This window comes from Microbacterium sp. NPDC060132, from assembly GCF_042729675.1.
Taxonomy (GTDB): domain Bacteria; phylum Actinomycetota; class Actinomycetes; order Actinomycetales; family Microbacteriaceae; genus Microbacterium; species Microbacterium sufflavum.
The window spans coordinates 2239464-2261803 of record NZ_JBHWXU010000001.1 but is presented as its reverse complement, the minus strand read 5'-3'; the positions used below and the strand labels follow the sequence as shown (position 1 = coordinate 2261803).

Genomic DNA, 22340 nt, shown 5'->3' with positions numbered 1-22340 from the left:
GCTCGGCCGTCCTAGGCTGGAGGGATGCCTCCGGTCACCCTCACCACCGCCCGCCTCGTCCTGCATGCCCCGACGGAGGCGGACGTCGACGCGATCACCGCGGCCTGCCAGGACCCGGAGATCCCCCGCTGGACGACCGTCCCGAACCCGTACTTCCGGCAGGACGCGGAGGACTTCGTCGCGCTCGTCGCCGACTGGTGGGCGGACGGCTCCCAGACCGTGTGGGGCATCTTCGCGGACGGCGTGCTCGTGGGCGTCATCGGCCTGCACCACATCGCGGGCCACGCCGCGGGTGGCAGTGCCGAACTCGGCTACTGGATGGTCGCGGACGCCCGCGGCCGGGGCTATCTGACCGAGGCGGCCCGCGCGGTGCTGGACTGGGGGTTCGCCGAGCTCGGGCTCGCGCGCATCCGCTGGCAGGCCGTGGTGGGCAACGTGCCGTCGGCACGGGCCGCCCGCGCCCTCGGCTTCCGGTTCGAGGGCACGCAGCGCCAGGCCCTCACGAGTCAGCGCGGCCGCGACGACGGCTGGGTCGCCGGGCTGCTCGCCACCGACGACCGCACCCCGGTCGAGTGGCCCGTGCTCTGACGGCTGCCGGCGAGGCGTGACAGCGTCGGAGGCCGGTGACAGGATGGCTGCATGCCCGAGATGCCGGAGGTCGAAGGACTCGTCGCGTTCCTCGGCGAGCGCGCGGTCGGACGCACGATCACCCGCGCGTCGGTCTCGGCCATCGCGGCGCTGAAGACGTACGACCCGCCCATCACGGCGCTCCACGGCGCGGAGATCACCGCGGCCGCGCGGCTCGGCAAGTTCGTCGTGCTGTCGTGCGGTGCGGAGCTGCACCTCGTGTTCCACCTGGCGAAGGCGGGCTGGCTGCGCTGGTACGAGCCCCTGCCGACCACGCTCATCAAGCCGGGGAAGACGCCCATCGCCCTGCGTGTCGCGCTCGACGACGGCAGCGGGTTCGACCTGACGGAGGCCGGTACGAAGAAGTCGCTCGCGGTGTACGTCGTGCGCGATCCGCAGGAGGTGCCCGGCATCGCCCGCCTCGGTCCCGACCCGCTCGACCCGGCCTTCACGCGGGCGGACTTCGCCGGCCTGCTGGAGGGGCGGCGCATGCAGATCAAGGGGCTGCTGCGCGACCAGGGCGTGATCGCGGGCATCGGCAACGCCTACTCCGACGAGATCCTGCACGCCGCACGCATGTCGCCCTATGCGATCGCCGCGACGCTCGACGACGCCGAGGTCGACCGGCTGTTCGCGGCGATGCAGGAGACGCTGCGCGAGGCCGTGGCCGCGGCCTCCGGGAAGCCGCCCGCCGACCTGAAAGACGCCAAGCGGCGCGGCATGCAGGTGCACGCGCGCCGCGGCGAGGCGTGCCCCGTGTGCGGAGACACCGTGCGCAGCGTGTTCTTCGCCGACCGGTCGCTCGAGTACTGCCCCACGTGCCAGACGGGCGGCAAGGTGCTCGCCGACCGCCGCCTCTCGCGCCTGCTGAAGTGAGATCGGCGCTGCGCGCGGATCCATGCCACGGAATGAAATCGCGCCGACCGTGTTGAGTACACTCAGAGCAGCAACGTGCTCCGGGGTCGGTGGGAATCCGAACCGGCGGTGACAGTCCGCGAGCGTCTCGAGTGATCGGGATGCCGATCCGGTGGAACTCCGGGACCGACGGTGATGCGAGGGTGACCTCGCTAGTCCGGAAGGGAGGCAGCACGAGGCGCACGCGTGTGCGTCCGTTCCGCCACCCCTGCGAGAGCCCCGAGGCCGCAGAGAGGACGACGGATGGCAGTGACCGCGATCGAGCAGCGTGCGATGGACCGTGCGCTCGAGCTCGCCGCCCGCGGCCCCCGCGGGGTCAACCCGCAGGTGGGCGCCGTGCTCCTCTCCCCCGCCGGTGAGGTGCTGGCCGAGGGATGGCACCGCGGCTCCGGCACCGCGCACGCCGAGGTCGATGCGCTGTCGAAGCTCTCGCCGGGTGCCGCGCGCGGGGCGACCGCGGTCGTGACGCTCGAGCCGTGCAACCACACCGGCCGTACGGGTCCCTGCGCCGTGGCTCTCATCGAGGCCGGGGTCGCCCGCGTGGTCTACGCCCTCGACGATCCGGGCGAGGTGTCCGGCGGCGGGGCCGAGCGGCTCCGCGCCGCCGGGGTCGACGTGGAGTCGGGCGTGCGCGCCGCGGAGGCCGAGGCGCTGATCGCCTCCTGGCTCACCGCGAAGCGCCTGGGCCGCCCGCACGTCACGGTCAAGTGGGCGCAGAGCCTCGACGGCCGTGCCGCCGCGGACGACGGCTCCAGTCGATGGATCACCGGCCCCGAGGCGCGCGCCGACGTGCACCGCCGTCGTGCGGAGGCCGACGCGATCGTCGTGGGCACCGGCACCGTGCTGGCCGACGACCCGGCTCTGACCGCGCGCGACGGTGACGCCCTCCACCCGCGGCAGCCCGTGCCGGTCGTGATCGGCGCCCGCGCGACGCCCGCACACGCGGCGGTGCACCGGCACCCGCACGCTCCCCTCTTCTACGACACCCACGAGCTGCCCGCGGTGCTCGCCGACCTGCACGATCGCGGCCACCACAGCGTGTTCGTGGAGGGCGGGCCGACCCTGGCCAGCGCGTTCGTCGCGGCGGGACTCGCGGATCGCGTGCTCGCGTACGTCGCACCGGTGCTGCTGGGCGGGGGCCGCCTCGCGCTCACCGACATCGGCGTCTCCCGCATCGACGAGGCGCGCCGGCTGACCGTCGAGGAGTGGGTGCCGCTCGGCGCCGACCTCCTGGCCGTCGCCCGCTTCACAGACCCCCACGCCCCCGAGCAGGAAGGTGCCTGGTGATGTTCACCGGAATCATCGAGGAGATCGGCGAGATCACGGCGATCGCAGAGTCCGGCGACGGCTGGCGGCTCACCGTGCGCGCGCCGAGGGCCGCGGCCGACGCCGTGCACGGCGAGTCGATCGCGGTGTCGGGCGTGTGCCTGACCGTGGTCGATTCGACCGCCGACACGTTCGACGCCGACGTGATGAAGCAGACGCTCGACGTCGCCGCGATCGGATCGGCCGTGGTCGGCACGCGCGTGAACATCGAGAAGGCGATGCCGGTGGGCGCGCGGCTCGGCGGGCACATCGTCCAGGGCCACGTCGACGGCACCGGCGAGGTGCGGGAGGTGCGGCCGGGTGCGCAGTGGAGCGTGCTGCGGATCGGCCTGCCCCACGATCTCGCGCCGCTCGTGGTCGACAAGGGCTCCATCTCGGTGGACGGCACCTCGCTGACCGTGAGCGCCGTGAGCGCGCCCGACGAGGCGGCGCCGTGGTTCGAGGTGTCGCTCATCCCGGAGACGCTCGCCGCCACCACGCTCGGCACCCGCGCGGTCGGCGACCGCGTGAACCTCGAGACCGACATCCTCGCGCGGCACGTCGAGCGTCTGCTCGCGTTCCGCGCCGCACCGGAAGGGGGCTCGCGATGAGCCTGTCATCCATCCCCGAGGCCCTGGAGGCACTGCGGGCCGGACGGCCGGTCCTCGTGGCCGACGACGAGAACCGCGAGAACGAGGGCGACGTGGTGCTCTCGGCGGAGCTGGCGACGCCCGAGTGGGTCGCGTGGACCGTGCGCTGGTCGTCCGGGTTCCTGTGCGCGCCCATGCCCGCCGACCTGGCCGATCAGCTGAACCTGCCGCCCATGGTCGCGGCGAGCGAGGACGCCCGCTCCACCGCGTACACGGTGAGCGTGGACGCCGCCGACGGCGTGACCACTGGCATCAGCGCGAGCGACCGGGCCCGCACCCTCAACGTGCTCGCGAACCCCGACTCGACCGCGACGAGCATCATCCGCCCCGGGCACGTGCTGCCGCTGCGCGCGGTGGACGGCGGCGTGCGCGAGCGCAGCGGCCACACCGAGGCCGCCGTCGAGCTGATGAAGCTCGCGGGTCTGCGACCGGTCGGCGCGATCGCCGAGGTCGTGGCGGAGGACGGCAGCATGATGCGGCTGCCGGGACTGATCGAGCTGGGCGCGCGTGACGGTGTGCCCGTGATCACGATCGAGCAGCTCATCGCGCACCTCAACGAGATCGACCCCGCGGGGGCGACGCCGGCCGCGCACCGCGGTCGCCGGGTGAGCCTGCGCGCCGACGCGACCGTGCCCACCGAGCACGGCTCGTTCCGGTTCCTCGCCTACAAGGATCGCGTGACCGGAACCGACCACATCGCGGTCGTGTCGGGCGAGCTGAGCGAGACCGCCCTCGTGCGCGTGCACTCCGAGTGCCTGACGGGCGAGGCGTTCGGGTCGCTGAAGTGCGAGTGCGGACCGCAGCTCGACGCCGCGCTCGACGCGATCGAGCAGGACGGCGGGGTCGTCGTCTACATGCGCGGGCACGAGGGGCGCGGAATCGGGCTGATCAACAAGCTCCGCGCCTACAGCCTTCAAGAGGACGGCCTGGACACGGTCGATGCGAACCTCGCACTCGGGCTGCCCGCCGATGCGCGCGACTACGCCGCCGCGGCCGGCATCCTCGCCGACCTCGGCGTGTCGAAGGTGCGACTGCTGACCAACAACACCGACAAGGTGAACCAGCTGCGCGAGCTGGGGCTCGATGTGGTGGAGCAGGTGCCGCTGATCGTGGGCGTCGGCCCGAACAACCACCAGTACCTGGAGACCAAGCGTGACCGGATGGGTCACATCATCGGCGAGGCAGAGCTCGCCCAGGCCCTCGCGGCCGGGAAGGACGAGGAATGAGCGGCGCAGGAGCACCGAAGGCCGGGAGCATCGACGGGCGGGGACTGCACGTCGTCGTGATCGCCGGCACGTGGCACGAGACCATCTCGAACGGACTGATCGCGGGCGCGCAGCGGGTGCTCGACGAGGCGCAGGCGTCGCACACGCTCGTGCGGGTGCCTGGCTCGTTCGAGCTCGCGGTGGCCGCGCAGGCCGCGTTCGCCGGAGGTGCCGATGCGGTGGTCGCGCTCGGCGTGATCATCCGCGGCGGCACCCCCCACTTCGAGTACGTGTCCGCCGCGGCCACCGACGGTCTCACCCGGGTGTCGCTCGACGCAGGGCGGCCGGTCGGCTTCGGCCTGCTGACCCTCGACGACGAGAAGCAGGGCCTGGATCGCGCGGGTCTCGAGGGCTCGAAGGAGGACAAGGGCGCGGAGGCGGCGGACGCTGCGCTGCGCACGGCCCTCGTGATCCGGGAGCTGCGCGGCTGAGGTCAGGGCGGCCTTGCTAGCGGCGCAGTACCCCCCTCACGTACGGTGAGGGCATGGAGATCCTGCGCCACATCGTCGTGTTCGTCCACCTCATCGGCTTCGCGGTGCTGTTCGGCGCCTGGGCGGCCCAGGCGTTCGGCGGCAAGCGGCAGATCACCCGGCTGATGGACTACGGCCTGCTGATCGCCGGTGTCGCCGGACTGGCGCTGGCCGCTCCGTGGGGCATCGAGTACGACCTGAACTACGTCAAGATCGGCGTGAAGCTCGTGGTGCTCCTCGTGATCGGTGCGCTCCTGGGCATCGGCTCCGCGCGGCAGAAGCGCGGCGAGGCGGTGCCCTCCGCCGTGTTCTGGCTCATCGGCATCCTCGCGCTGGCCAACGCCGGCATGGCCGTCATCTGGCGCTGACCCGTCTGGCGCTGACCCATCCGGCGCTGACCCCCGACACCCCGGCGGTCTGAGCGACCGCGGGGATCATCCGCCGACGATGCGCTCCCACACCGCTGCGGTCGCCGCACCCGCTCCCGGCGTCCCGATGCGCTGACCGTTGCGACCGCCGCGCGCGAACGTCGCAGTGACGGCGGCGGGAGCCACGGCCGGGTCCACGGGGGCCGGAAGCCACACGCACGACCGCACGTGCACGAGGTCGACCGCCGCGGCCTCCGCCGAACCGTCGTACCACCACGGGCCGTCGAGCCGCCCGAGCCAGAGCAGGCCGTCTCCGTCACGGGTCCAGACGAAGGTGCCCTCCGGCAGCGCCACGAAGCGCTCGAGGCGCCGGGCGGCGCGCTCGCCCCAGCGGGCGTCCACCGCCGACAGCGCCTCTGCCGGCGACGAGGGCACCCGCTCCAGCCGTCCTCCCATCCCCACCAGGCCGCGCGTGAGACCGCGCTCGGCTCCGGCACCGTCGGGCACCGCGTCGTCGCGCGAGCGCATCGGTGCGCGGTAGGCCAGCGGCTCCGCGACGACCTCGGGGCCGGAGGCGGCGGGAGGCTCTTTCACGAGAGCGGCACGAGGGTCGCGTCGATGTCGGCGCCGTCGATCACGACCGTCATCAGGGTGCACACGGGCTGACGGCGGCGGTCGGTCGGCGACCCCGGGTTCACCAGACGCAGGCCGCGCGGGGTCACCGTGTCCCACGGGATGTGCGAGTGCCCGAACACCAGGAGGTCGTCGTCGGGGAACGCCGCGTCCATGCGTCGCTCCCGCCCCGTCGCGCCCCCGGTCTCGTGGATCACCGCGACGGACGTGTCCTCCACCCGGAACCGGGCGACCTCGGGCAGCCGGCCGCGCAGACCGGGGCCGTCGTTGTTGCCGAACACGGCGTGCAGCACCGCGGCGCGCTCGGCGAGGAGATCGAGCGTGGCCTCGTCGACCCAGTCGCCCGCGTGCACCACCACGTCGGCCTCGTCGACGGCGCGCAGCACGGCGTCGGGCAGTCGCTTGGCGCGCTTCGGCACGTGCGTGTCGGCCAGCAGCAGCATCCGCGTCGTCATATCGGCTCCCCCGCGTCGTGTGCTCCGCGTCATGTGTTCCGCGTCGTGTGCTCCGACTCTACGGGGGCCGCGCACCGCCGGGTCCGAGAGCCGTCATCCGCGTTCAGGCAACTCCCAGGAAGGCGTAGACTCGCCCGGGTCCCTGGTATACCAGCGGCGTCATCCGAGAAAGAGACCCCATGAGCAGCGCCCCCGCCCCCGCGAATCCCCGCTCGCGCGTCATCACCGCGAGCCTCGTCGGCACCACCATCGAGTTCTACGACTTCTACGTCTACGCGACGGCAGCGGTCCTGGTGTTCCCGACGCTCTTCTTCCCCAGCACCAACGACACCGCCTCGCTGCTGTCGTCGTTCGCCGTGTTCGGCGCCGCGATGGTCGCCCGCCCGATCGGCGCAGTCGTGTTCGGCCACTTCGGCGACAAGTTCGGCCGCAAGGCGACGCTCGTCGCGTCCCTGCTCACGATGGGCATCGCGACCTTCGTGATCGGCCTGCTGCCCACGTTCCAGCAGATCAGCTGGGTCGCGCCGCTGCTGCTGCTCGTGCTGCGCCTCGCCCAGGGCTTCGCGCTCGGCGGCGAGTGGTCGGGCGCGGCGCTGGTCGCGACCGAGAACGCCCCGAAGGGCAAGCGCGCCTGGTACGGGTCGTTCCCGCAGCTGGGTGCGCCCCTCGGGTTCATCATCGCGAACGGCATCTTCCTCGCCATCAACTTCGCCCTGCCCCACCCCGAGGACCCGGCGCTGAAGTCGGAGGCGTTCCTGTCGTGGGGCTGGCGGGTGCCGTTCCTGTTCTCGGCCGTCATGGTCATCATCGGCCTGTGGGTGCGCCTGCGCCTGGTCGAGTCGGACACGTTCAAGAAGGCGGAGAAGACCGGCGCCATCCGCAAGCTGCCGCTGGCCACCGTCTTCCGCCACCACTGGAAGCAGCTGATCCTCGGCACGTTCATCATGCTGGCGACCTACGTGCTGTTCTACCTGATGACGAACTTCACCCTGACGTACGGCACCAAGGCCGCCGACGTGGAGACCGCGTCGGCCGCCGCCCGCGCCGCCGCGGAGGCGACCGGCAAGGACTTCGACCCCACGGCGTTCGCGGCCCAGTTCTACCCGGGGCTCGGCTTCGGCTACACCGACTTCGTGCTGATGCAGATCATCGGCGTGGTGTTCTTCGGCATCTTCACGCTGCTGTCGGGTCCGATCGCCGACGCCATCGGCCGCCGCAAGCTGCTGCTGTGGGTCACGGGCCTCATCGTGGTGTTCGGCCTGTCGTTCAACCTCTTCCTGCTGCCCCAGGCCGACCCGAAGTTCACGGGCGCGCTCACGCAGGCGTTCCTGGTGTTCGGGTTCATGCTCATGGGCACGACGTTCGGCCCGATGGGCGCGCTGCTGCCCGAGCTGTTCCCGACGAACGTGCGCTACTCGGGCTCCGCGATCGCCTACAACGTGTCGTCGATCCTCGGCGCGGCCGTGGCCCCGTTCATCGCCGTGGCACTGTGGGCGGCGGTCGGCGGCGAGCCGTGGCTGGTCGGCGTGTACCTCTCCTCGATGGCCGTGCTCACCTTCGTGGCGCTGATCTTCACGCCGGAGACGAAGGACCACGACTACGAGGACGACCTGGGGCTGGCGGCCTCCGCCGAGCTCTGAGAACCCCACGACGAACCCCGGAACGGCCGCCCTCCCCGCGAGGTGCGGCCGTTCGCGCGTCTCCGGGCCGCCGTCCGCACGCGGGAGCGCTCAGAGGACGACGACGTCGCAGTACCCCGCCGCGGTCTTCGCCAGCCGGCGGTCGAGCGTGAGCAGCGGGACGCCGAGCGCCTCCGCCGGCGCGACAGAGCCGGCGTCGTATGCGGAGACCTCCTCGCGCAGCGTCCAGATGCGCCGGATCAGGCGGCGCAGCGGGTGGCGGGTGATCTGCCCATGCCCCCGTGATCACATGTGGCGCGCATGCGCGGTGTTCGCGATCTGTGGACACCGCGCGTCAACAGAGATTGACAACGGTGGCGCGCGTCAATGATCATTGACGCAGGAGGTGTCCGATGAACACGACCACGATCGCCCAGGCCGAGGGCGGCGAGCCGCTCGCCGAGCTGCACCGCCTGGCCGGGCTCCGCATCGAGATCGCTCGCGCCGAGGAGGCGCAGGTGCGCCGCGCGCGCAACGACGGCTACTCGTGGCAGGCGATCGCCAGCGCCCTGGGCGTGACCAAGCAGGCCGCGCATCGCCGCTTCGGGCGCCACTGAGTGCATACAGCAGCCGCATAGGAAGCGACCGGCCCCCGAGTACGGTCGAAGTACCCCCCTCTCCAGATCGAGGTCCCGCATGTCCACCACGGTGACAGCACGCCGACGCCGCCGGGGCGCACAGCCCGACGGCCCTCGCGCCACCTTCCGTCAGCTCCTTCCCTTCCTGTTCGAGCACAAGCGCACCCTCATCGTCGTCGCGATCCTCAGCGTCATCGGCGCGGCGACCTCGCTCGTGCAGCCGGTGCTGGTCGGCCAGGTCATCGAGGCCGTGCAGACCGACGGCACGATCGGGGTCCTGGTGTGGCTGCTCGTCGGCTTCGTGATCGTGTCGTCGATCATCTCCGGCTTCCAGCACTACCTGCTGCAGCGCACCGGCACGGCCGTGGTGTACTCCAGCCGGCGCAAGCTCATCGCGCGCATCCTGCACCTGCCCACCGCGGAGTTCGACGCCCGCCGCACCGGCGACCTCGTCTCGCGCGTCGGCACCGACACCACCCTGCTGTACGCCGTGCTCACGCAGGGTCTCGCCGATGCGGTCGGCAGCGCGGTGCTGTTCGTGGGCGCCCTGGTCGCGATGCTGCTGATCGATCCGGTGCTGCTGCTGCTCATCGTGGTCGTGATCGGCGTCTCGGTCGTGGTCGTGGTGTCGCTCAGCGGCCGCATCCGCACCGCGTCGACCGCCCAGCAGGAGAAGGTGGGCGAACTCGCCTCCGGCGTCGAGCGTGCCGTGGGCTCGATCCGCACCATCCGCGCCTCGGGGGCGACCGAGCGCGAGACCGCAGCCGTCTCCGACCGGGCCGCCGAGGCCTACGGCATCGGTGTGCGCATCGCCAAGATCTCGTCTCTCGTGGTGCCGGTCTCGGGCATCGCCCTGCAGCTGTCGCTCCTGGTGGTGCTGGGCGTGGGCGGGTTCCGTGTGGCCGCCGGCGCCATCACGATCGCCTCGCTGATCGCGTTCATCATGTTCCTGTTCCTGCTCGTGATGCCGCTCGCCACCACGTTCGGGGCGATCACCTCGGTGAACCAGGCCCTCGGCGCGCTCGGCCGCATCCAGGAGGTGCTCGACCTGCCCACCGAGTCGCAGGACGACGCCGCCACCGCCGCCTCGATCCCCCGCGAGGCCGACGATCCCACGGCGCCCGCGATCGAGTTCCGCGATGTGCGCTTCCGCTACCCCGCGAACGTCGTGGCCGCACGACAGGCCGCGGCGAAGGCGGCCAAGGATCTGCTCGCCGACGCTCACCTCGACTCCGCCGAGCCGGTGCCCGCCGACGCCGAGGCCGCCGATCACGAGGTGCTGCGCGGCGTGTCGTTCGCGGTGCCGCGCGGCGCCCGGGTGGCGCTGGTCGGTCCGAGCGGCGCGGGCAAGAGCACGATCCTGTCGCTCATCGAGCGCTTCTACGACCCCACGGGCGGCGCCATCCGCGTACACGGCCACGACGCCCGCACGTACCCGCGGGAGGAGCTGCGCGCGCAGTTCGGCTACGTCGAGCAGGACGCCCCGACCCTCGCCGGCACCCTCGCCGAGAATCTGCGCCTCGCGTCGCCCGACGCCAGCGACGCCGACTGCGAACGGGTGCTGCGCGCCGTGAACCTCGGCGACGTGCTCGAACGCAGCCCCCTCGGCGTGGACGCCCCGGTCGGCGAGGACGGCGTGATGCTGTCGGGCGGCGAGCGCCAGCGCCTCGCGATCGCGCGCGCACTGCTCACGGACGCCCCGATCCTGCTGCTGGACGAGTCCACGTCGTCGCTCGACGGTGTGAACGAGCAGCGCATGCGCGAGGCCATCGAGGCGGCGTCCACCGACCGCACCCTCGTCGTGATCGCCCACCGGCTGTCGACGGTCGTCGACAGCGACCTCATCGTCGTGTTGCAGGACGGCACGGTCGTCGGCCAGGGCACCCACGCGGAGCTGGTCGAGTCGACGCCGCTGTACCGCGACCTCGCGCGTCACCAGCTCCTCGCCTGACCGCACTCGAACGGGCAACGCGAAGGCGGGGTGCCGGAGACCACTCAGCCATGGGTTCGTCTCCGACGCCCCGCCTTCGCGGGTCTGGGGGCCACGGGGGCCCGAAGGTGCCGGCTCCCCCGAACCGGCACCGGTCTGGGGGCTACGACGCCTTCGCGAGCCGGTAGCGCAGCGAGGCCAGCTCGGTGCGCAGCGCCGCGGGCACGCGGTCGCCGAAGGTGTCGTAGAACTCCTCGGTCAGGTCGGCCTCGACCTTCCACGCCTCCGGGTCGACCGAGAAGAGCTCCTCCAGGTCTTCCGCCGGCAGGTCGAGCCCGTCGAGGTTGAGATCCTCCGCACGCGGCAGCCGTCCGATGGGGCTGTCGACGGCGGGCACGGCGCCCGAGATGCGGCGGATGATCCAGTCGACCACGCGGGAGTTGTCGCCGAAGCCGGGCCACAGGAAGCGCCCGTCGGCCCCGCGGCGGAACCAGTTGACCTGGAAGATGCGCGGTGCCCGGTCGAAGCGCAGGCCGCGGCCCACCTTCAGCCAGTGCCCGAAGTAGTCGGCCATGTTGTAGCCGCAGAACGGCAGCATCGCGAACGGGTCGCGGCGCAGCTCGCCCACGGTGCCCTCGGCCGCCGCGGTGCGCTCGGACGAGATGTTCGAGCCGAGGAACACGCCGTGCGTCCAGTCGGTGGCCTCCACCACGAGCGGGACGTTGCTCGCGCGACGCCCGCCGAACAGGATCACGTCGAGCGGCACGGCCTCCTCCCAGTCCTCCGAGATCTGCGGGCACTGCGCCGCCGACACCGTGAAGCGCGAGTTGGGGTGCGCCGCCGGACGACCCGAGTCGGGCGTCCAGTCGTTGCCCTCCCAGTCGATCAGGTGCGCGGGCGCCTCGTCGGTCAGCCCCTCCCACCACACGTCGCCGTCGGGCCGGAGCGCGACGTTCGTGAAGATCGTGTTGCCCCACAGCGTCTCGACGGCCGTGACGTTGGTGGACTCGCCCGTGCCCGGCGCGACACCGAAGAAGCCGGCCTCGGGGTTGATGGCCCACAGACGCCCGTCCTCGCCCGGACGGATCCAGGCGATGTCGTCGCCGAGCGTCTCGACCCGCCATCCCGGGATTGTCGGACGCAGCATCGCGAGGTTCGTCTTGCCGCACGCCGAGGGGAACGCGGCAGCGACGTGGTAGGCCGTGCCCTGCGGATCGATCACGCGGATGAGCAGCATGTGCTCGGCGAGCCAGCCCTCGTCGCGGGCGATCACCGAGGCGATGCGCAGCGCGAAGCACTTCTTCGCGAGGATCGCGTTGCCGCCGTAGCCCGAGCCGTACGAGTAGACCTCGAGCGTCTCGGGGAAGTGCACGATGTACTTCTCGTCGTTGCACGGCCACTCGACGTCGGGCTCGCCCGCGGCCAGCGGAGCGCCCACCGAGTGGACCGTCTTGACCCACGGCGCCCCCTCCGCGATCTGGCGGGTGACGGCGTCGCCCACCCGGGTCATGATGCCGATCGAGGCGACCGCGTAGGCGCTGTCGGTGATCTGCACGCCGATGTGCGAGAGCGGTCCGCCGACGCGACCCATCGAGAACGGGACGACGTACATCGTGCGACCGCGCATCGAGCCCGCGAAGATCTCGGTCATGGTGGCGCGCATCTCGGCGGGGTCCGCCCAGTTGTTGGTGGGACCGGCGTCCTCCTCGCGCTCCGAGGCGATGAAGGTGCGCCCCTCGGTGCGGGCGACATCGCTCGGGTGCGAGCGGGCGAGGTACGAGCCGGGACGCCACTCCGGGTTGAGCTTGATGAGCTTGCCCTCGTCGACCAGCCCGCGCAGCAGCCAGTCGTTCTCGGCGCGGGAGCCGTCGACCCAGTGCACGGCGTCGGGCTGGGTGAGCGCCCGGATCTCCTCGACCCACGCGAGCAGCTCGGCCATCGCGGGGGTGTCGGAGGAGGGGGCCGTGCCGAACGTACGCATCGTCGCGACGGGAGACGTGCGGGGGGTGATGACTTCGGCCATGGCCATGACTGCTCCTTAGAAGTGTGGGGCGTTGCACCTATCTTCTTCCGCCTCCACCCCGACTTTCGGACAAATCGGGCCGAAAGAATCGATGTTCTTTCGCTACACTCAAAACCATGCCGCCCTCCGGACTCCACCTCACGACCCTCGGTCACCGCATCCGCCACCACCGCCTGCAGAAGGGGTACACGCTCGACGAGCTCGGCGCCGTCGTCGGGGTCGCCGGCTCGCAGCTCAGCCTCATCGAGAACGGCAAGCGCGAACCCAAGCTCTCCCTGCTCCAGGCGATCGCGCACGCCACGGGCACCGAGGTCACCGACCTCATCTCCGGCGAGCCGCCCAACCGCCGTGCGGCGCTCGAGATCGAGCTGGAGCGCGCGCAGGAGAGCCCGGTGTTCCGCCAGCTCGGCGTCGCTCCCGTGCGCGTCACGAAGGGCATGAGCGACGAGACCATCGAGTCGATCCTCGGGCTGCACAACGAGCTGCAGCGGAGGGAGCGCGAGGCGATCGCGACCCCCGAGGAGGCCAGGCGTGCGAACACCGAGCTGCGGCTGCGGATGCGCGCACAGAACAACTACCTGCCCGAGATCGAGAAGCTCGCCGAGAAGCAGCTCAAGGCGGCCGGGCACACACAGGGGGCCCTCACCCACCGCACCGTGAGCATCATGGCGGAGAAGCTCGGCTTCGAGCTCATCTACGTCAACGACCTGCCGCACTCCACCCGCTCGGTCACCGACCTCGAGAACGGCCGCATCTACCTGCCGCCCGCCTCCATCCCCGGCGGACACGGCCTGCGCTCGATGGCACTGCAGGCCATGGCCCACCGCCTGCTCGGGCACACCCCGCCCACCGACTACGCCGACTTCCTGCAGCAGCGCCTGGAGATCAACTACTTCGCCGCCTGCTGCCTGATGCCCGAGACCGCCGCCGTCGCTTTCCTGCAGCAGGCGAAGAAGGACCGCAACCTCGCCGTCGAGGACTTCCGCGACGGCTTCGGCGTCACGCACGAGGCCGCCGGCATGCGGATGACCAACCTGATGACGCAGCACCTGGGCATGTCGCTGCACTTCCTGCGCGTCGACTCGACCGGAGCCATCACCCGCGTCTACGAGAACGACGGGCTGCCGCTGCCGATGGACGTCACCGGCGCCGTCGAGGGCCAGCGCGTGTGCCGCAAGTTCCAGGCGCGCTCCGCCTTCACGCAGCAGAACCGCACGGTCGAGCACCACCAGTACACCGACACCCCGTCCGGGACGTTCTGGTGCTCCACCCAGACCGGCTCCTCCACCGACGGCGAGTTCTCCGTCACGGTCGGCGTGCCGTTCGACGACGCCCGCTGGTGGCGGGGCAGGGAGACGAGCGACCGCGCCGTGTCGACCTGCCCCGACGAGGCGTGCTGCCGGCGCCCCTCGACCGAGCTGACCGAGCGCTGGCAGGGGCGGGCGTGGCCGAGCGCCCGCGTGCACACGCACATGTTCTCGCCGCTCCCCCGCGGCGCCTTCCCCGGCGTGGACGACAACGAGGTGTACGACTTCCTCGCGCGGCACGCGAGCGAGTGATTAAGCTATATTCAATTCACTCATTGCCAGCCTCCAAGGGAGCCCCGTGACCGAGCAGACCCCCGCCGCCGACACCGCAGCGACCGAGACGTTCACCTCGCGCCGCCACCGCATCACGGCGGGTGGACGCACGCTCGACTACACGGCGGGCGCCGGCACCGTGATCGTGCGCGACGACGAGCACACCCCGCTCGCCAGCGTCTTCTACACGTCCTACGTGGCCGACCGCGAGGAGGGCGCTGCGCCGCGACCGGTGACCTTCCTGTTCAACGGCGGACCCGGCTCCGCCAGCCTGTGGCTCAACATCGGCGGCTTCGGCGTCAAGCGCACCCCCACCAACACGCCGAAGGCGACCCCACCCGCTCCCTACGCGTGGGGCGACAACCCGCACACGCTGCTCACCGAGTCCGACCTCGTCTTCATCGACGCCCCCGGCACCGGCTACTCGCGACTGCTGGGCGACACCGCGCCCGCGCAGGTATGGGGCGTCGACCAGGACGTCGACGCGTTCGCGAAGGCGATCACCCGGTGGCTCACCCTCACGAACAACTGGAACGCCCCGCGGTTCCTGTTCGGCGAGTCGTACGGCACCACGCGCGCCGCATCCCTCGTGCACCGCCTGCAGAACCAGGGCCTCGACTTCAACGGCGTCGTGCTGCTGTCCACCGTGCTGAACTGGGGCGAGAGCAACCTCGGCGGCCCGCGCGAGTACATCAACCTGCTGCCCTCGTTCGCCGCGACCGCCTGGTATCACGGCAGGGCGCGCACCGAGCACACCGAGCTGGAGCCGTTCCTGGTGGAGGCCAGGGCCTTCGCGCAGGGACCCTTCGCGGCCGCCCTGCTGCAGGGCGACCTGATCCCGTCCGAGGTCGAAGACGAGGTCGCCGCGCGCATGAGCGCCCTCGTCGGTCTCGATGCCGACGACCTGAAGAAGCACCACTTCCGCATCGGCATGGAGCAGTACCGCTACGCGCTGCTCGCCGACGAGGGTCGCGTGATCGGCCGGTTCGACACCCGCTTCACCGCCGAGCACCAGTACGTGGTGGGCGGCGGCTCGCACGACCCCGCCACCGACGACGCCGCCACCGCCGGGGTGAACAGCGCGCACCTGTCGACCTACCGCGCGCACCTCGTCGACGACATCGGCTACACCAGCGACCTGCACTACCGGCACCTGCACAACATGCCCATCTCGCGGGCCTGGGACTGGAAGCACAAGGCGCCGGGCGTCGACGCCCCCCAGCTCGTGCCCGACGTGTCGCTCGACCTGTCGGCGGCGGTGCGGCGCAACCCGAACCTCCGCGTGTTCGTGATGGGCGGGTACTACGACCTCGCGACCCCGTTCTTCGGGCCGGAGGTCGACGTGGCGCACCTGTACCTCGCCCCCGCGCTGCGCGACAACATCCGTTTCGCGTTCTACGAGTCCGGCCACATGACGTTCGTGGACGAAGATGCCGTCGTGCGCATGAAGAGCGACCTCGACGACTTTTACCGCGACGCCACCGCGCGCTGATGAGCGCACGCGAGACGACGGGCCGACTCGGAGAGCGGGAGTACGTCGCGCGGGTGGAGGAGCTGCCGCTGCGGCGCTCCGACGGCACGCCGCAGGGCACGCTGTCGGCGTTCAGCTATACGGTCGACGCACCCGGCCGGCCGGTGCTGTTCCTCACCAACGGCGGGCCCGGCGTCTCGTCGATCTACCTGCACCTGAGCGGCATCGGACCGTGGCGGGCGCGCGTCCCGGTGGACACGGACGACGCCGGCCAGCCGCCGTACGGCATCGAGGAGAGCCCGTCGAGCATCCTCGACGTCGCCGACCTCGTGTTCCTCGACGCACCGGGCACCGGCTTCGGCACGTTCGCGGACGACGCCGACCGCTCGCTCTTCCGCACCGTGGAGGGCGACGCCGACGCGGTCGCCGCCGCGATCGGCGACTGGCGCGACCGGCACGGCCGCTGGGACGCGCCCACGTACTTCCTCGGCGAGAGCTACGGCACGCTGCGCGCGGCGTTCCTGGCGACGAACCCGCACAGCATGGACACGGCGCCGCTGGCCGGGATCGCGCTGCTCGGTCAGGCGGTGAACATCCAGGAGACGCAGGACCGGCCGGGGAGCATCGTCGGAGCCCTCGCCAACCTGCCCTACAAGGCCGCCACCGCCTGGTACCACGGCACGGGGTCGCGCGGGCACGCCACGGTCGAGGACGCCATCGCGGACGCCCTCGACTTCGCGCGCGGCGACCTGGCCGCGGCCATGCTGCAGGGCGACGAGCTGCCGGCGGGCGACCGGGACGCGGTCGCCGAGCGGTTGTCCGCCATGATCGGCCTCCCCGCCGACGAGCTCGTGCGCGACCGACTGTGGATCAGCAAGACCGACTTCCGCGAACGGCTGCTCGAGGGCCAGGTGCTGGGCGTCACGGACAGTCGCTACCGTGCCCCCGCCGCCGACCGCCGTGTCGGCGAGCTCGGCCACGACCCCGCCGACACCGCGCTCTCCCCGCGCTACGTCACCGGGCTGTCGCGTCTGCGGCTCGACGTGTTCGGCGACGACTCCGCGCGACCGTACCGGGTCGTCGACACGGAGGCCGGCCGTGACTGGGACTGGCAGGAGGAGGGCGGCGCCGCGTTCCCCACCTACGGCCGACCGTCGCCGTTCCACACCTACCCCTACCCGGCGCGGCTCTCGCGGTGGATGAAGCAGAACCCGCACGCGCGGCTCTTCCTCGGCACGGGCGTGTACGACGCGCTGACCACCGTGGGGGCCGCCGACCATCTGCTGCGGCACTTCGGCCTGCCCCGCGAACGCACCACCTCGCACTGGTACCGGGCCGGGCACATGATGTACAGCGACCCGGCGGTCGCGGCGCAGCTGAACGCCGACCTCCGCGCGTTCCTGACGGCCTGAGGCAGGGCTCAGGCGCTGAGGCGGCCGAGCGCGAGGGCGGCGAGCGCCGCGGCCTGATCCGCGAGCACCGCGTCGTCGAACACGACGGTCGGCGAGTGGTTCGGGGACGCCGTCTCCAGGTCGACCTCGTCGGGGGTGGCGCGCAGGAACAGGAACGCGCCCGGCACCTGCTCCAGCACGAACGAGAAGTCCTCCGACCCCATCACGGGGTGTGCGGTCTCCCACACCCGCTCCTCGCCGAACAGGCCGCTCAGGGTGCTGCGCACGTGCGCGACGGCCTGCGGGTCGTTCACGGTGGGCGCGCACAGGATGGTGACGTCGACCTCGACCGTGCAGTCGTGCGCCGCCGCGATCTCCTGCACCAGGGCGGGGATCTCGGTCTGCACGCGGGCGCTGTTCTCGTGCGAGAGCACGCGCACCGACGCCACGAGCGACGCCGTGTCGGAGATGATGTTGCGGGCGGGTCCGCCGGCGTGCAGCTGTGTGACGCTCAGCACCACCGGGTCGAACACGTCGAAGCGCCGCGTGACGAACGCCTGCAGCGCCGTCACGAGCTCCGCGGCCACCGGCACGGGGTCCCGCGTGAGGTGCGGGGCCGACGCGTGTCCCCCGGACCCGGTGATCGTGACCTCCACCTCGATCGCGCCCGCCATCAGCGCACCGGGTCGCGTGGAGAACACCCCGAACTCACCGGGGACCACGTGGATGCCGAACGCGGCCACCGGCCGCGAGCCGGTGACGTCGAGCAGTCCCTCGGCCAGCATGCGGGTGGCACCGTCGCCGAGCTCCTCGCCCGGCTGGAACATCAGGAGCACGTCGCCGTGCAGATCGTCGCGACGGGCGGCGAGCAGCTGCGCCGCGCCGACGAGACCCGCCACGTGCAGGTCGTGTCCGCACGCGTGCATGCGCTCCCCCGTGGCGGCATAGTCGAGACCGGTCTCCTCGGTGAGCGGCAGTGCGTCCATGTCGGCGCGCAGCAGCACGGTCGGGCCGGGATGCGCGCCGCGGATGACGGCGGCGATCGAGCTCAGTCCCGCGCCGAGGGTCACCTCGACGCCCAGCGGCTCGAGCGCATCGAGGATCCGCCGCTGCGTGCGCGGCAGTTCGAGCCCGAGCTCCGGATCGGCGTGGATCGCGCGGCGCAGGCCGACCAGACCGGGGAGCAGATCGCGGGCGTCGTCGCGCAGACCGGTGGTGGGGTGGAGCAGGGTCATCAGTGTCCGATCGCGTGCAGGAGGTGGTCGGTGCCGGCGTTCTGGATGCGCGGGATCGCGGCGACGAGGGACTGCGTGTAGGTGTGCTGCGGATTCGAGACGATCTCGTCCGCGTCGCCGTGCTCGACGATCCGCCCCTTGCGCATCACGGCCGTGGTGTCGGCGATGTACCGCACGGCGGCGAGGTTGTGGGTGATGAACAGCACCGAGAGCTCCAGCTCGCGCTGCAGATCGCGCACCAGGTTCAGCACGGCACCCTGCACCGACGCATCGAGCGCCGACGTGATCTCGTCGGCGATGATGAGCCGCGGCTTCACGGCCAGACAGCGGGCGATCGCGACGCGCTGCCGCATGCCGCCGGACAGCTGAGACGGATACTGGTCGACCGTGCCCGGCTTCAGGCGCACCAGCCGCAACAGCTCCTTCACGCCGTCGGCGCGCGCCTTGGCGTTGCCGCTGCCGTGCAGCGTGAGCGCCTCGTCGAGCGTGTCGCCGATGGTCATGCGTGGATTCAGCGAGGAGTACGGGTCCTGGAAGATCATCTGCACGTCGCGGGCGCGCGCGAGGCGCTGCCGCCCGGTCGCCGGTCGCAGCTCCTCGCCGTCGAGCAGCAGGCGTCCGGCCGTGGCCGGCTGGAGACCGGCGATGACGCGCGCGATGGTGGACTTGCCCGAGCCGGACTCCCCGACCAGTCCGACGATGCTGCCGTGCGGCACCGTGAGCGACACGCCGTCCACGGCGTTGAACGACGAGTCGCCGTGCCCGAAGGTCACCACCAGATCGTCGACGACGAGCTCGGCCATCAGCGCACCTCCTGCGTGGTCTGCGTGGTCTGCGACCCGGTGAGCACGACCGGCTCCCCGAGGATGCCCTCGATCGGCACGCCGTCCTGCGGGTGCCAGCAGGCCACGCGACCGCCGTGACCGTGGGCCACCGGCTCCGGGGTGACCGCGCGGCACTGCTCGGTCGCGAACGGGCAGCGCGGAGCGAACCCGCAGCCCACGAGCGGCAGCGAGAGGTCCGGCGGCTCGCCGGGGATCGTCGCGAGCGGCTGGGTGCGATCGGTGTCGAGGTCGGGCAGCGACTCGGCGAGCGCACGCGTGTAGGGGTGCGCGAGCTTCTCGGGCGTCGCGAGCAGGCGCACATCCACGTCCTCCACGATGCGTCCCGCGTACATCACCAGGATGCGCTGGCACAGCTCGGCGAGCACGGCGATGTCGTGCGACACCACGATCGCGGCCGCCCCGGTCTCCTCGCACTCGCGGCGGAGCAGCGCGAGCACACGCTGCTGCACCGTCACGTCGAGGGCCGTGGTGGGCTCGTCGGCGATGATGAGTCGCGGCTTGCCGATCTGCGACATCGCGATGAGCGCGCGCTGCCGCATGCCGCCCGAGTACTCGTGCGGGAACTGCCGGGAGCGCCGCTCCGGCTCGTCGATCGCGACGTCCTTCAGCGCGGCGACGGCCTTCTGATGTGCGGCGCCACGGGCATCCCTGGCGTGGAAACGCGGGATCTCGGCGAGCTGCGTGCCCACGCGCAGCGCCGGGTTGAGCGCCGTGAGCGAATCCTGGAACACGACGCCGATCTTCGTGCCGAGCCGCTTCTTCATCACGGCGGGCGGCAGGTCGAGCACGTCGTCGCCATCGAAGCGCAGCTCCTGCGCGGTCACGGCGGCGCCCGCGGCGGACAGCTGGGCGACCGCCATCAGCGCCACCGACTTGCCGCTGCCGGACTCGCCGACGACGCCGACGATCTCCCCCGGTGCGACCGAGAACGAGACGTCCTGCACGGGACGCACCCACCCGGACGGCGAGGGGAACGAGACCGACAGGCCGTCGACCACGAGCAGCGCGTCGTCGTCGGCCACCCGCTCGCGGGCCTCGACGCGCGGCGCGGAGCCCAGCTTGCGCCGGGAGAGCACGCTGCCCTTGCCGTGGCTGCGCAGGTGCGCGGCGAGCGACTCGCCCAGCGTGCCGAACGCCACGCCGGCGAACACGACGGCGACTCCGGGGCCGACCACCGCGGTCGGGTTGGTGTACACCTGGTCGAACGCCTCGCTGAGCATGCGGCCCCAGTCGTAGTCCGGCGGCTGCACGCCGACGCCGAGGAAGCTGAGGCTGGAGAGCGCGAGCAGGCCGCCGCCGATCGACAGGGTGACGTTGACGATGATGGGTTCGGCGATGTTCGGCAGCACGTAGCGCGTGAACTGCCGTCCGCGCGAGACGCCCATCATGCGCGCCGCCGCCAGGTACTCCGATCCGCCGACGCGCGACGACAGCGTCTGGGCGAGGCGGGCGAACGACGGCACCATCGTGAGGCCGAGCGCGATCACCGCGGACGACGAGCTGGGCCCGAGCAGGATCACGGTCAGCATCGCCACCAGCAGCACCGGGAACGCCAGCCACGTGCTGATGACGGAGCTGAACAGGCGCTGCACCCGCGGTCCGAGCACCGACGGGAGGGCACCGAGCAGCAGACCGAAGACGAGGCCGATGACGGTGGCGATCAGCGCCATCCCCAGCGACAGCCGTGCGGCGACGAGCGTGCGGAGCAGGAGGTCGCGCCCGAGGCCGTCGGTACCGAGCGGGTGCGCGGCGCTGGGTCCCTGCAGCAGCGCCGACGTGTCGGTCTGGTTCGCCTGCGCGCCCCAGATCTCCGGGGCGAACAGCGCGAGGAACACCAGCACGAGCACCATGACGGTGCTGATCGCGCCGAGCGGGTTGCGCAGGAAGGTGAGGATCGAGCGCATCAGGTCGTCTCCAGGAGGGTGGTGCGCCGGTCGAGGAGCGACAGCACGATGTCGACCGCGAGGGTGATGACGAGGATGATGGCCGCGTACACGAGCGCGAGGCCCTGCACGATGCCGTAGTCCTTCGTGGCGATGGCGTCGACGAACGCCGAGCCCAGACCCGGCCAGTTGAACACCTTCTCCACGAGCACGCTGGAGGCGACCATGGTCGACAGCAGCGTGCCGCCGATCGTCAGCGTGGCGGTGAGCATGTTGGGCAGCGCGTGGCGGAAGTACACCCACGACGCGGGGATGCGCTTGGAGCGGGCCGTGCGCACGTAGTCGTCGGACAGCGTGTTCAGCGCCTCGACGCGGGCGATGCGCGACAGCGACGCCCACGAGGCGACCGTCATGGCCAGCACCGGCAGCACGTACGACGCGGGGCCCGAGCGTCCGGCCACGGGGAACCAGTGCAGCCCCACCGCGAAGATCACGACCAGTGCCACGCCCAGGAGGTACTCCGGGATCGCGGCGATCACGCCGGTGATGCCGGTGAACGTCACCTCGACGCCGCGGCGTCGGTTGCCCTGCGTGAGGATCGCGATGCCGAGGCCCACGGGCACGGCCACCAGCAGCACGATCACGAACGAGATGCCGGCGAGCTCCAGGGTGGCCGGGAGACGGTTCTGCACGAGCTCCGACACCGACCGTCCGGTGATGAGGGACGAGCCCAGATCACCCTGGAGGATGCCGGTGAGATAGTTCCAGAACTGCACGATCAGCGGGTCGTTGAGACCCAGCTGATCGCGCCGGGCCTGGACCACGGCCTCGTCGGCCGTCGCGCCGAGTGCGGCGCGCACGGGGTCGCCGCCGGATGCCCTGAGCACGAAGAACGCGACCGCGATGATCACGAACATCGCCACCAGCATGCGCAGCGCGCGGCGGAGGAGGAATCTCAGCCAGGGGTTGCCGTGGCGGCGCTTCCGAAGAAACACCGCCACGGTGTCCGTCCTGGCGGACGCGTGGTCCAGCATGCG

20 protein-coding genes are annotated in these 22340 nt (G+C 71.7%); 13 read left to right on the top strand and 7 right to left on the bottom strand.

Annotated elements, in window-relative coordinates; all coding sequences use genetic code 11:
• The first annotated feature begins 24 nt into the window (after nucleotides 1–24).
• The 7 genes from ACFWCH_RS10985 to ACFWCH_RS10955 all read left to right on the top strand — a co-directional run bounded on the left by ACFWCH_RS10985 (nucleotide 25) and on the right by ACFWCH_RS10955 (nucleotide 5600).
• The gene (locus ACFWCH_RS10985; RefSeq protein ID WP_247638533.1) at nucleotides 25–588 is read left to right on the top strand and encodes a GNAT family N-acetyltransferase; all 564 of its coding nucleotides are present in this window, start codon (nucleotides 25–27) and stop codon (nucleotides 586–588) included.
• 51 nt (nucleotides 589–639) lie between these two features.
• Nucleotides 640–1503, top strand: a complete 864-nt coding sequence (locus ACFWCH_RS10980) for an Fpg/Nei family DNA glycosylase (protein ID WP_378803538.1) — start codon at nucleotides 640–642, stop codon at nucleotides 1501–1503.
• 282 nt (nucleotides 1504–1785) lie between these two features.
• Nucleotides 1786–2829: a bifunctional diaminohydroxyphosphoribosylaminopyrimidine deaminase/5-amino-6-(5-phosphoribosylamino)uracil reductase RibD gene (ribD, locus tag ACFWCH_RS10975; protein ID WP_378803537.1), complete on the top strand. Its 1044-nt coding sequence runs from the start codon at nucleotides 1786–1788 to the stop codon at nucleotides 2827–2829.
• On the top strand, nucleotides 2829–3458 hold the full coding sequence (locus ACFWCH_RS10970; protein WP_136029096.1) for a riboflavin synthase: 630 nt from the start codon (nucleotides 2829–2831) through the stop codon (nucleotides 3456–3458). Before ribD ends, ACFWCH_RS10970 begins: the two co-directional genes overlap by 1 nt.
• Entirely contained in the window at nucleotides 3455–4723 is a 1269-nt protein-coding gene (ribA, locus tag ACFWCH_RS10965; RefSeq protein ID WP_136029095.1) for a GTP cyclohydrolase II, read from the top strand. The genes ACFWCH_RS10970 and ribA overlap by 4 nt, the downstream gene beginning before the upstream one ends.
• Entirely contained in the window at nucleotides 4720–5193 is a 474-nt protein-coding gene (gene ribH, locus ACFWCH_RS10960) for a 6,7-dimethyl-8-ribityllumazine synthase (protein ID WP_136044544.1), read from the top strand. The genes ribA and ribH overlap by 4 nt, the downstream gene beginning before the upstream one ends.
• Nucleotides 5194–5246: 53 nt before the next feature.
• Complete coding sequence (locus ACFWCH_RS10955) at nucleotides 5247–5600, top strand: Fe-S protein (protein ID WP_136029091.1); 354 nt, start codon at nucleotides 5247–5249, stop codon at nucleotides 5598–5600.
• Between the two features lie 66 nt (nucleotides 5601–5666).
• On the opposite strand, the gene ACFWCH_RS10950 is transcribed toward ACFWCH_RS10955, so the two are convergent.
• Together ACFWCH_RS10950 and ACFWCH_RS10945 are read right to left on the bottom strand one after the other, a co-directional pair.
• A complete protein-coding gene (locus tag ACFWCH_RS10950; RefSeq protein WP_247638531.1) occupies nucleotides 5667–6194 on the bottom strand; it encodes a GAF domain-containing protein in 528 nt (175 codons plus the stop codon).
• On the bottom strand, nucleotides 6191–6688 hold the full coding sequence (locus ACFWCH_RS10945; protein ID WP_378803536.1) for a metallophosphoesterase family protein: 498 nt from the start codon (nucleotides 6686–6688) through the stop codon (nucleotides 6191–6193). Before ACFWCH_RS10945 ends, ACFWCH_RS10950 begins: the two co-directional genes overlap by 4 nt.
• A gap of 179 nt (nucleotides 6689–6867) precedes the next feature.
• Between ACFWCH_RS10945 and ACFWCH_RS10940 the strand changes: the two genes are divergently transcribed.
• From ACFWCH_RS10940 to ACFWCH_RS10930, 3 genes are all read left to right on the top strand, one after another.
• Complete coding sequence (locus ACFWCH_RS10940; protein WP_136029087.1) at nucleotides 6868–8328, top strand: MFS transporter; 1461 nt, start codon at nucleotides 6868–6870, stop codon at nucleotides 8326–8328.
• 392 nt (nucleotides 8329–8720) lie between these two features.
• Nucleotides 8721–8924, top strand: a complete 204-nt coding sequence (locus ACFWCH_RS10935; protein ID WP_136044963.1) for an AsnC family protein — start codon at nucleotides 8721–8723, stop codon at nucleotides 8922–8924.
• A gap of 79 nt (nucleotides 8925–9003) precedes the next feature.
• A complete protein-coding gene (locus ACFWCH_RS10930) occupies nucleotides 9004–10896 on the top strand; it encodes an ABC transporter ATP-binding protein (RefSeq protein ID WP_378803535.1) in 1893 nt (630 codons plus the stop codon).
• A gap of 142 nt (nucleotides 10897–11038) precedes the next feature.
• On the opposite strand, the gene ACFWCH_RS10925 is transcribed toward ACFWCH_RS10930, so the two are convergent.
• Nucleotides 11039–12904 (bottom strand): phosphoenolpyruvate carboxykinase (GTP), encoded by a 1866-nt coding sequence (locus ACFWCH_RS10925; protein ID WP_378803534.1) that lies wholly within the window; start codon nucleotides 12902–12904, stop codon nucleotides 11039–11041.
• A 110-nt stretch (nucleotides 12905–13014) separates the two neighbouring features.
• Between ACFWCH_RS10925 and ACFWCH_RS10920 the strand changes: the two genes are divergently transcribed.
• From ACFWCH_RS10920 to ACFWCH_RS10910, 3 genes are read left to right on the top strand one after another with little or no spacing between them, the layout of a single operon-like run.
• Complete coding sequence (locus ACFWCH_RS10920) at nucleotides 13015–14457, top strand: XRE family transcriptional regulator (protein ID WP_136029081.1); 1443 nt, start codon at nucleotides 13015–13017, stop codon at nucleotides 14455–14457.
• Nucleotides 14458–14503: 46 nt separating this feature from the next.
• Nucleotides 14504–15970: a S10 family peptidase gene (locus ACFWCH_RS10915; RefSeq protein WP_205812662.1), complete on the top strand. Its 1467-nt coding sequence runs from the start codon at nucleotides 14504–14506 to the stop codon at nucleotides 15968–15970.
• A complete protein-coding gene (locus ACFWCH_RS10910) occupies nucleotides 15970–17361 on the top strand; it encodes a hypothetical protein (RefSeq protein ID WP_378803532.1) in 1392 nt (463 codons plus the stop codon). The genes ACFWCH_RS10915 and ACFWCH_RS10910 overlap by 1 nt, the downstream gene beginning before the upstream one ends.
• A gap of 8 nt (nucleotides 17362–17369) precedes the next feature.
• Here ACFWCH_RS10910 and ACFWCH_RS10905 read toward each other — a convergent pair whose 3' ends face one another.
• Genes ACFWCH_RS10905 through ACFWCH_RS10890 form a run of 4 tightly spaced genes read right to left on the bottom strand, consistent with a single transcriptional unit; the run spans nucleotide 17370 to nucleotide 22337 of the window.
• Nucleotides 17370–18575, bottom strand: a complete 1206-nt coding sequence (locus ACFWCH_RS10905) for a M20 family metallopeptidase (RefSeq protein WP_136044967.1) — start codon at nucleotides 18573–18575, stop codon at nucleotides 17370–17372.
• A complete protein-coding gene (locus ACFWCH_RS10900; RefSeq protein WP_136044968.1) occupies nucleotides 18575–19378 on the bottom strand; it encodes an ABC transporter ATP-binding protein in 804 nt (267 codons plus the stop codon). Before ACFWCH_RS10900 ends, ACFWCH_RS10905 begins: the two co-directional genes overlap by 1 nt.
• Nucleotides 19378–21324, bottom strand: a complete 1947-nt coding sequence (locus ACFWCH_RS10895; RefSeq protein WP_378803531.1) for a dipeptide/oligopeptide/nickel ABC transporter permease/ATP-binding protein — start codon at nucleotides 21322–21324, stop codon at nucleotides 19378–19380. Before ACFWCH_RS10895 ends, ACFWCH_RS10900 begins: the two co-directional genes overlap by 1 nt.
• The gene (locus ACFWCH_RS10890) at nucleotides 21324–22337 is read right to left on the bottom strand and encodes an ABC transporter permease (protein WP_136044970.1); all 1014 of its coding nucleotides are present in this window, start codon (nucleotides 22335–22337) and stop codon (nucleotides 21324–21326) included. The genes ACFWCH_RS10895 and ACFWCH_RS10890 overlap by 1 nt, the downstream gene beginning before the upstream one ends.
• Nucleotides 22338–22340 lie beyond the last annotated feature (3 nt).

Excerpts from the sequence above, each read along its gene's own strand:
- ACFWCH_RS10935 (WP_136044963.1), top strand. The coding sequence starts at position 8,721 with ATGAACACGACCACGATCGCCCAGGCCGAGGGCGGCGAGCCGCTCGCC.
- ACFWCH_RS10900 (WP_136044968.1), bottom strand. The coding sequence starts at position 19,378 with ATGGCCGAGCTCGTCGTCGACGATCTGGTGGTGACCTTCGGGCACGGC.
- ACFWCH_RS10910 (WP_378803532.1), top strand. The coding sequence starts at position 15,970 with ATGAGCGCACGCGAGACGACGGGCCGACTCGGAGAGCGGGAGTACGTC.
- ribH (WP_136044544.1), top strand. The coding sequence starts at position 4,720 with ATGAGCGGCGCAGGAGCACCGAAGGCCGGGAGCATCGACGGGCGGGGA.
- ACFWCH_RS10980 (WP_378803538.1), top strand. The coding sequence starts at position 640 with ATGCCCGAGATGCCGGAGGTCGAAGGACTCGTCGCGTTCCTCGGCGAG.
- ACFWCH_RS10925 (WP_378803534.1), bottom strand. The coding sequence starts at position 12,904 with ATGGCCATGGCCGAAGTCATCACCCCCCGCACGTCTCCCGTCGCGACG.
- ACFWCH_RS10985 (WP_247638533.1), top strand. The coding sequence starts at position 25 with ATGCCTCCGGTCACCCTCACCACCGCCCGCCTCGTCCTGCATGCCCCG.
- ACFWCH_RS10905 (WP_136044967.1), bottom strand. The coding sequence starts at position 18,575 with ATGACCCTGCTCCACCCCACCACCGGTCTGCGCGACGACGCCCGCGAT.
- ribD (WP_378803537.1), top strand. The coding sequence starts at position 1,786 with ATGGCAGTGACCGCGATCGAGCAGCGTGCGATGGACCGTGCGCTCGAG.
- ACFWCH_RS10895 (WP_378803531.1), bottom strand. The coding sequence starts at position 21,324 with ATGCGCTCGATCCTCACCTTCCTGCGCAACCCGCTCGGCGCGATCAGC.
- ACFWCH_RS10970 (WP_136029096.1), top strand. The coding sequence starts at position 2,829 with ATGTTCACCGGAATCATCGAGGAGATCGGCGAGATCACGGCGATCGCA.
- ACFWCH_RS10945 (WP_378803536.1), bottom strand. The coding sequence starts at position 6,688 with ATGACGACGCGGATGCTGCTGCTGGCCGACACGCACGTGCCGAAGCGC.
- ribA (WP_136029095.1), top strand. The coding sequence starts at position 3,455 with ATGAGCCTGTCATCCATCCCCGAGGCCCTGGAGGCACTGCGGGCCGGA.
- ACFWCH_RS10955 (WP_136029091.1), top strand. The coding sequence starts at position 5,247 with ATGGAGATCCTGCGCCACATCGTCGTGTTCGTCCACCTCATCGGCTTC.
- ACFWCH_RS10930 (WP_378803535.1), top strand. The coding sequence starts at position 9,004 with ATGTCCACCACGGTGACAGCACGCCGACGCCGCCGGGGCGCACAGCCC.
- ACFWCH_RS10940 (WP_136029087.1), top strand. The coding sequence starts at position 6,868 with ATGAGCAGCGCCCCCGCCCCCGCGAATCCCCGCTCGCGCGTCATCACC.
- ACFWCH_RS10920 (WP_136029081.1), top strand. The coding sequence starts at position 13,015 with ATGCCGCCCTCCGGACTCCACCTCACGACCCTCGGTCACCGCATCCGC.
- ACFWCH_RS10890 (WP_136044970.1), bottom strand. The coding sequence starts at position 22,337 with ATGCTGGACCACGCGTCCGCCAGGACGGACACCGTGGCGGTGTTTCTT.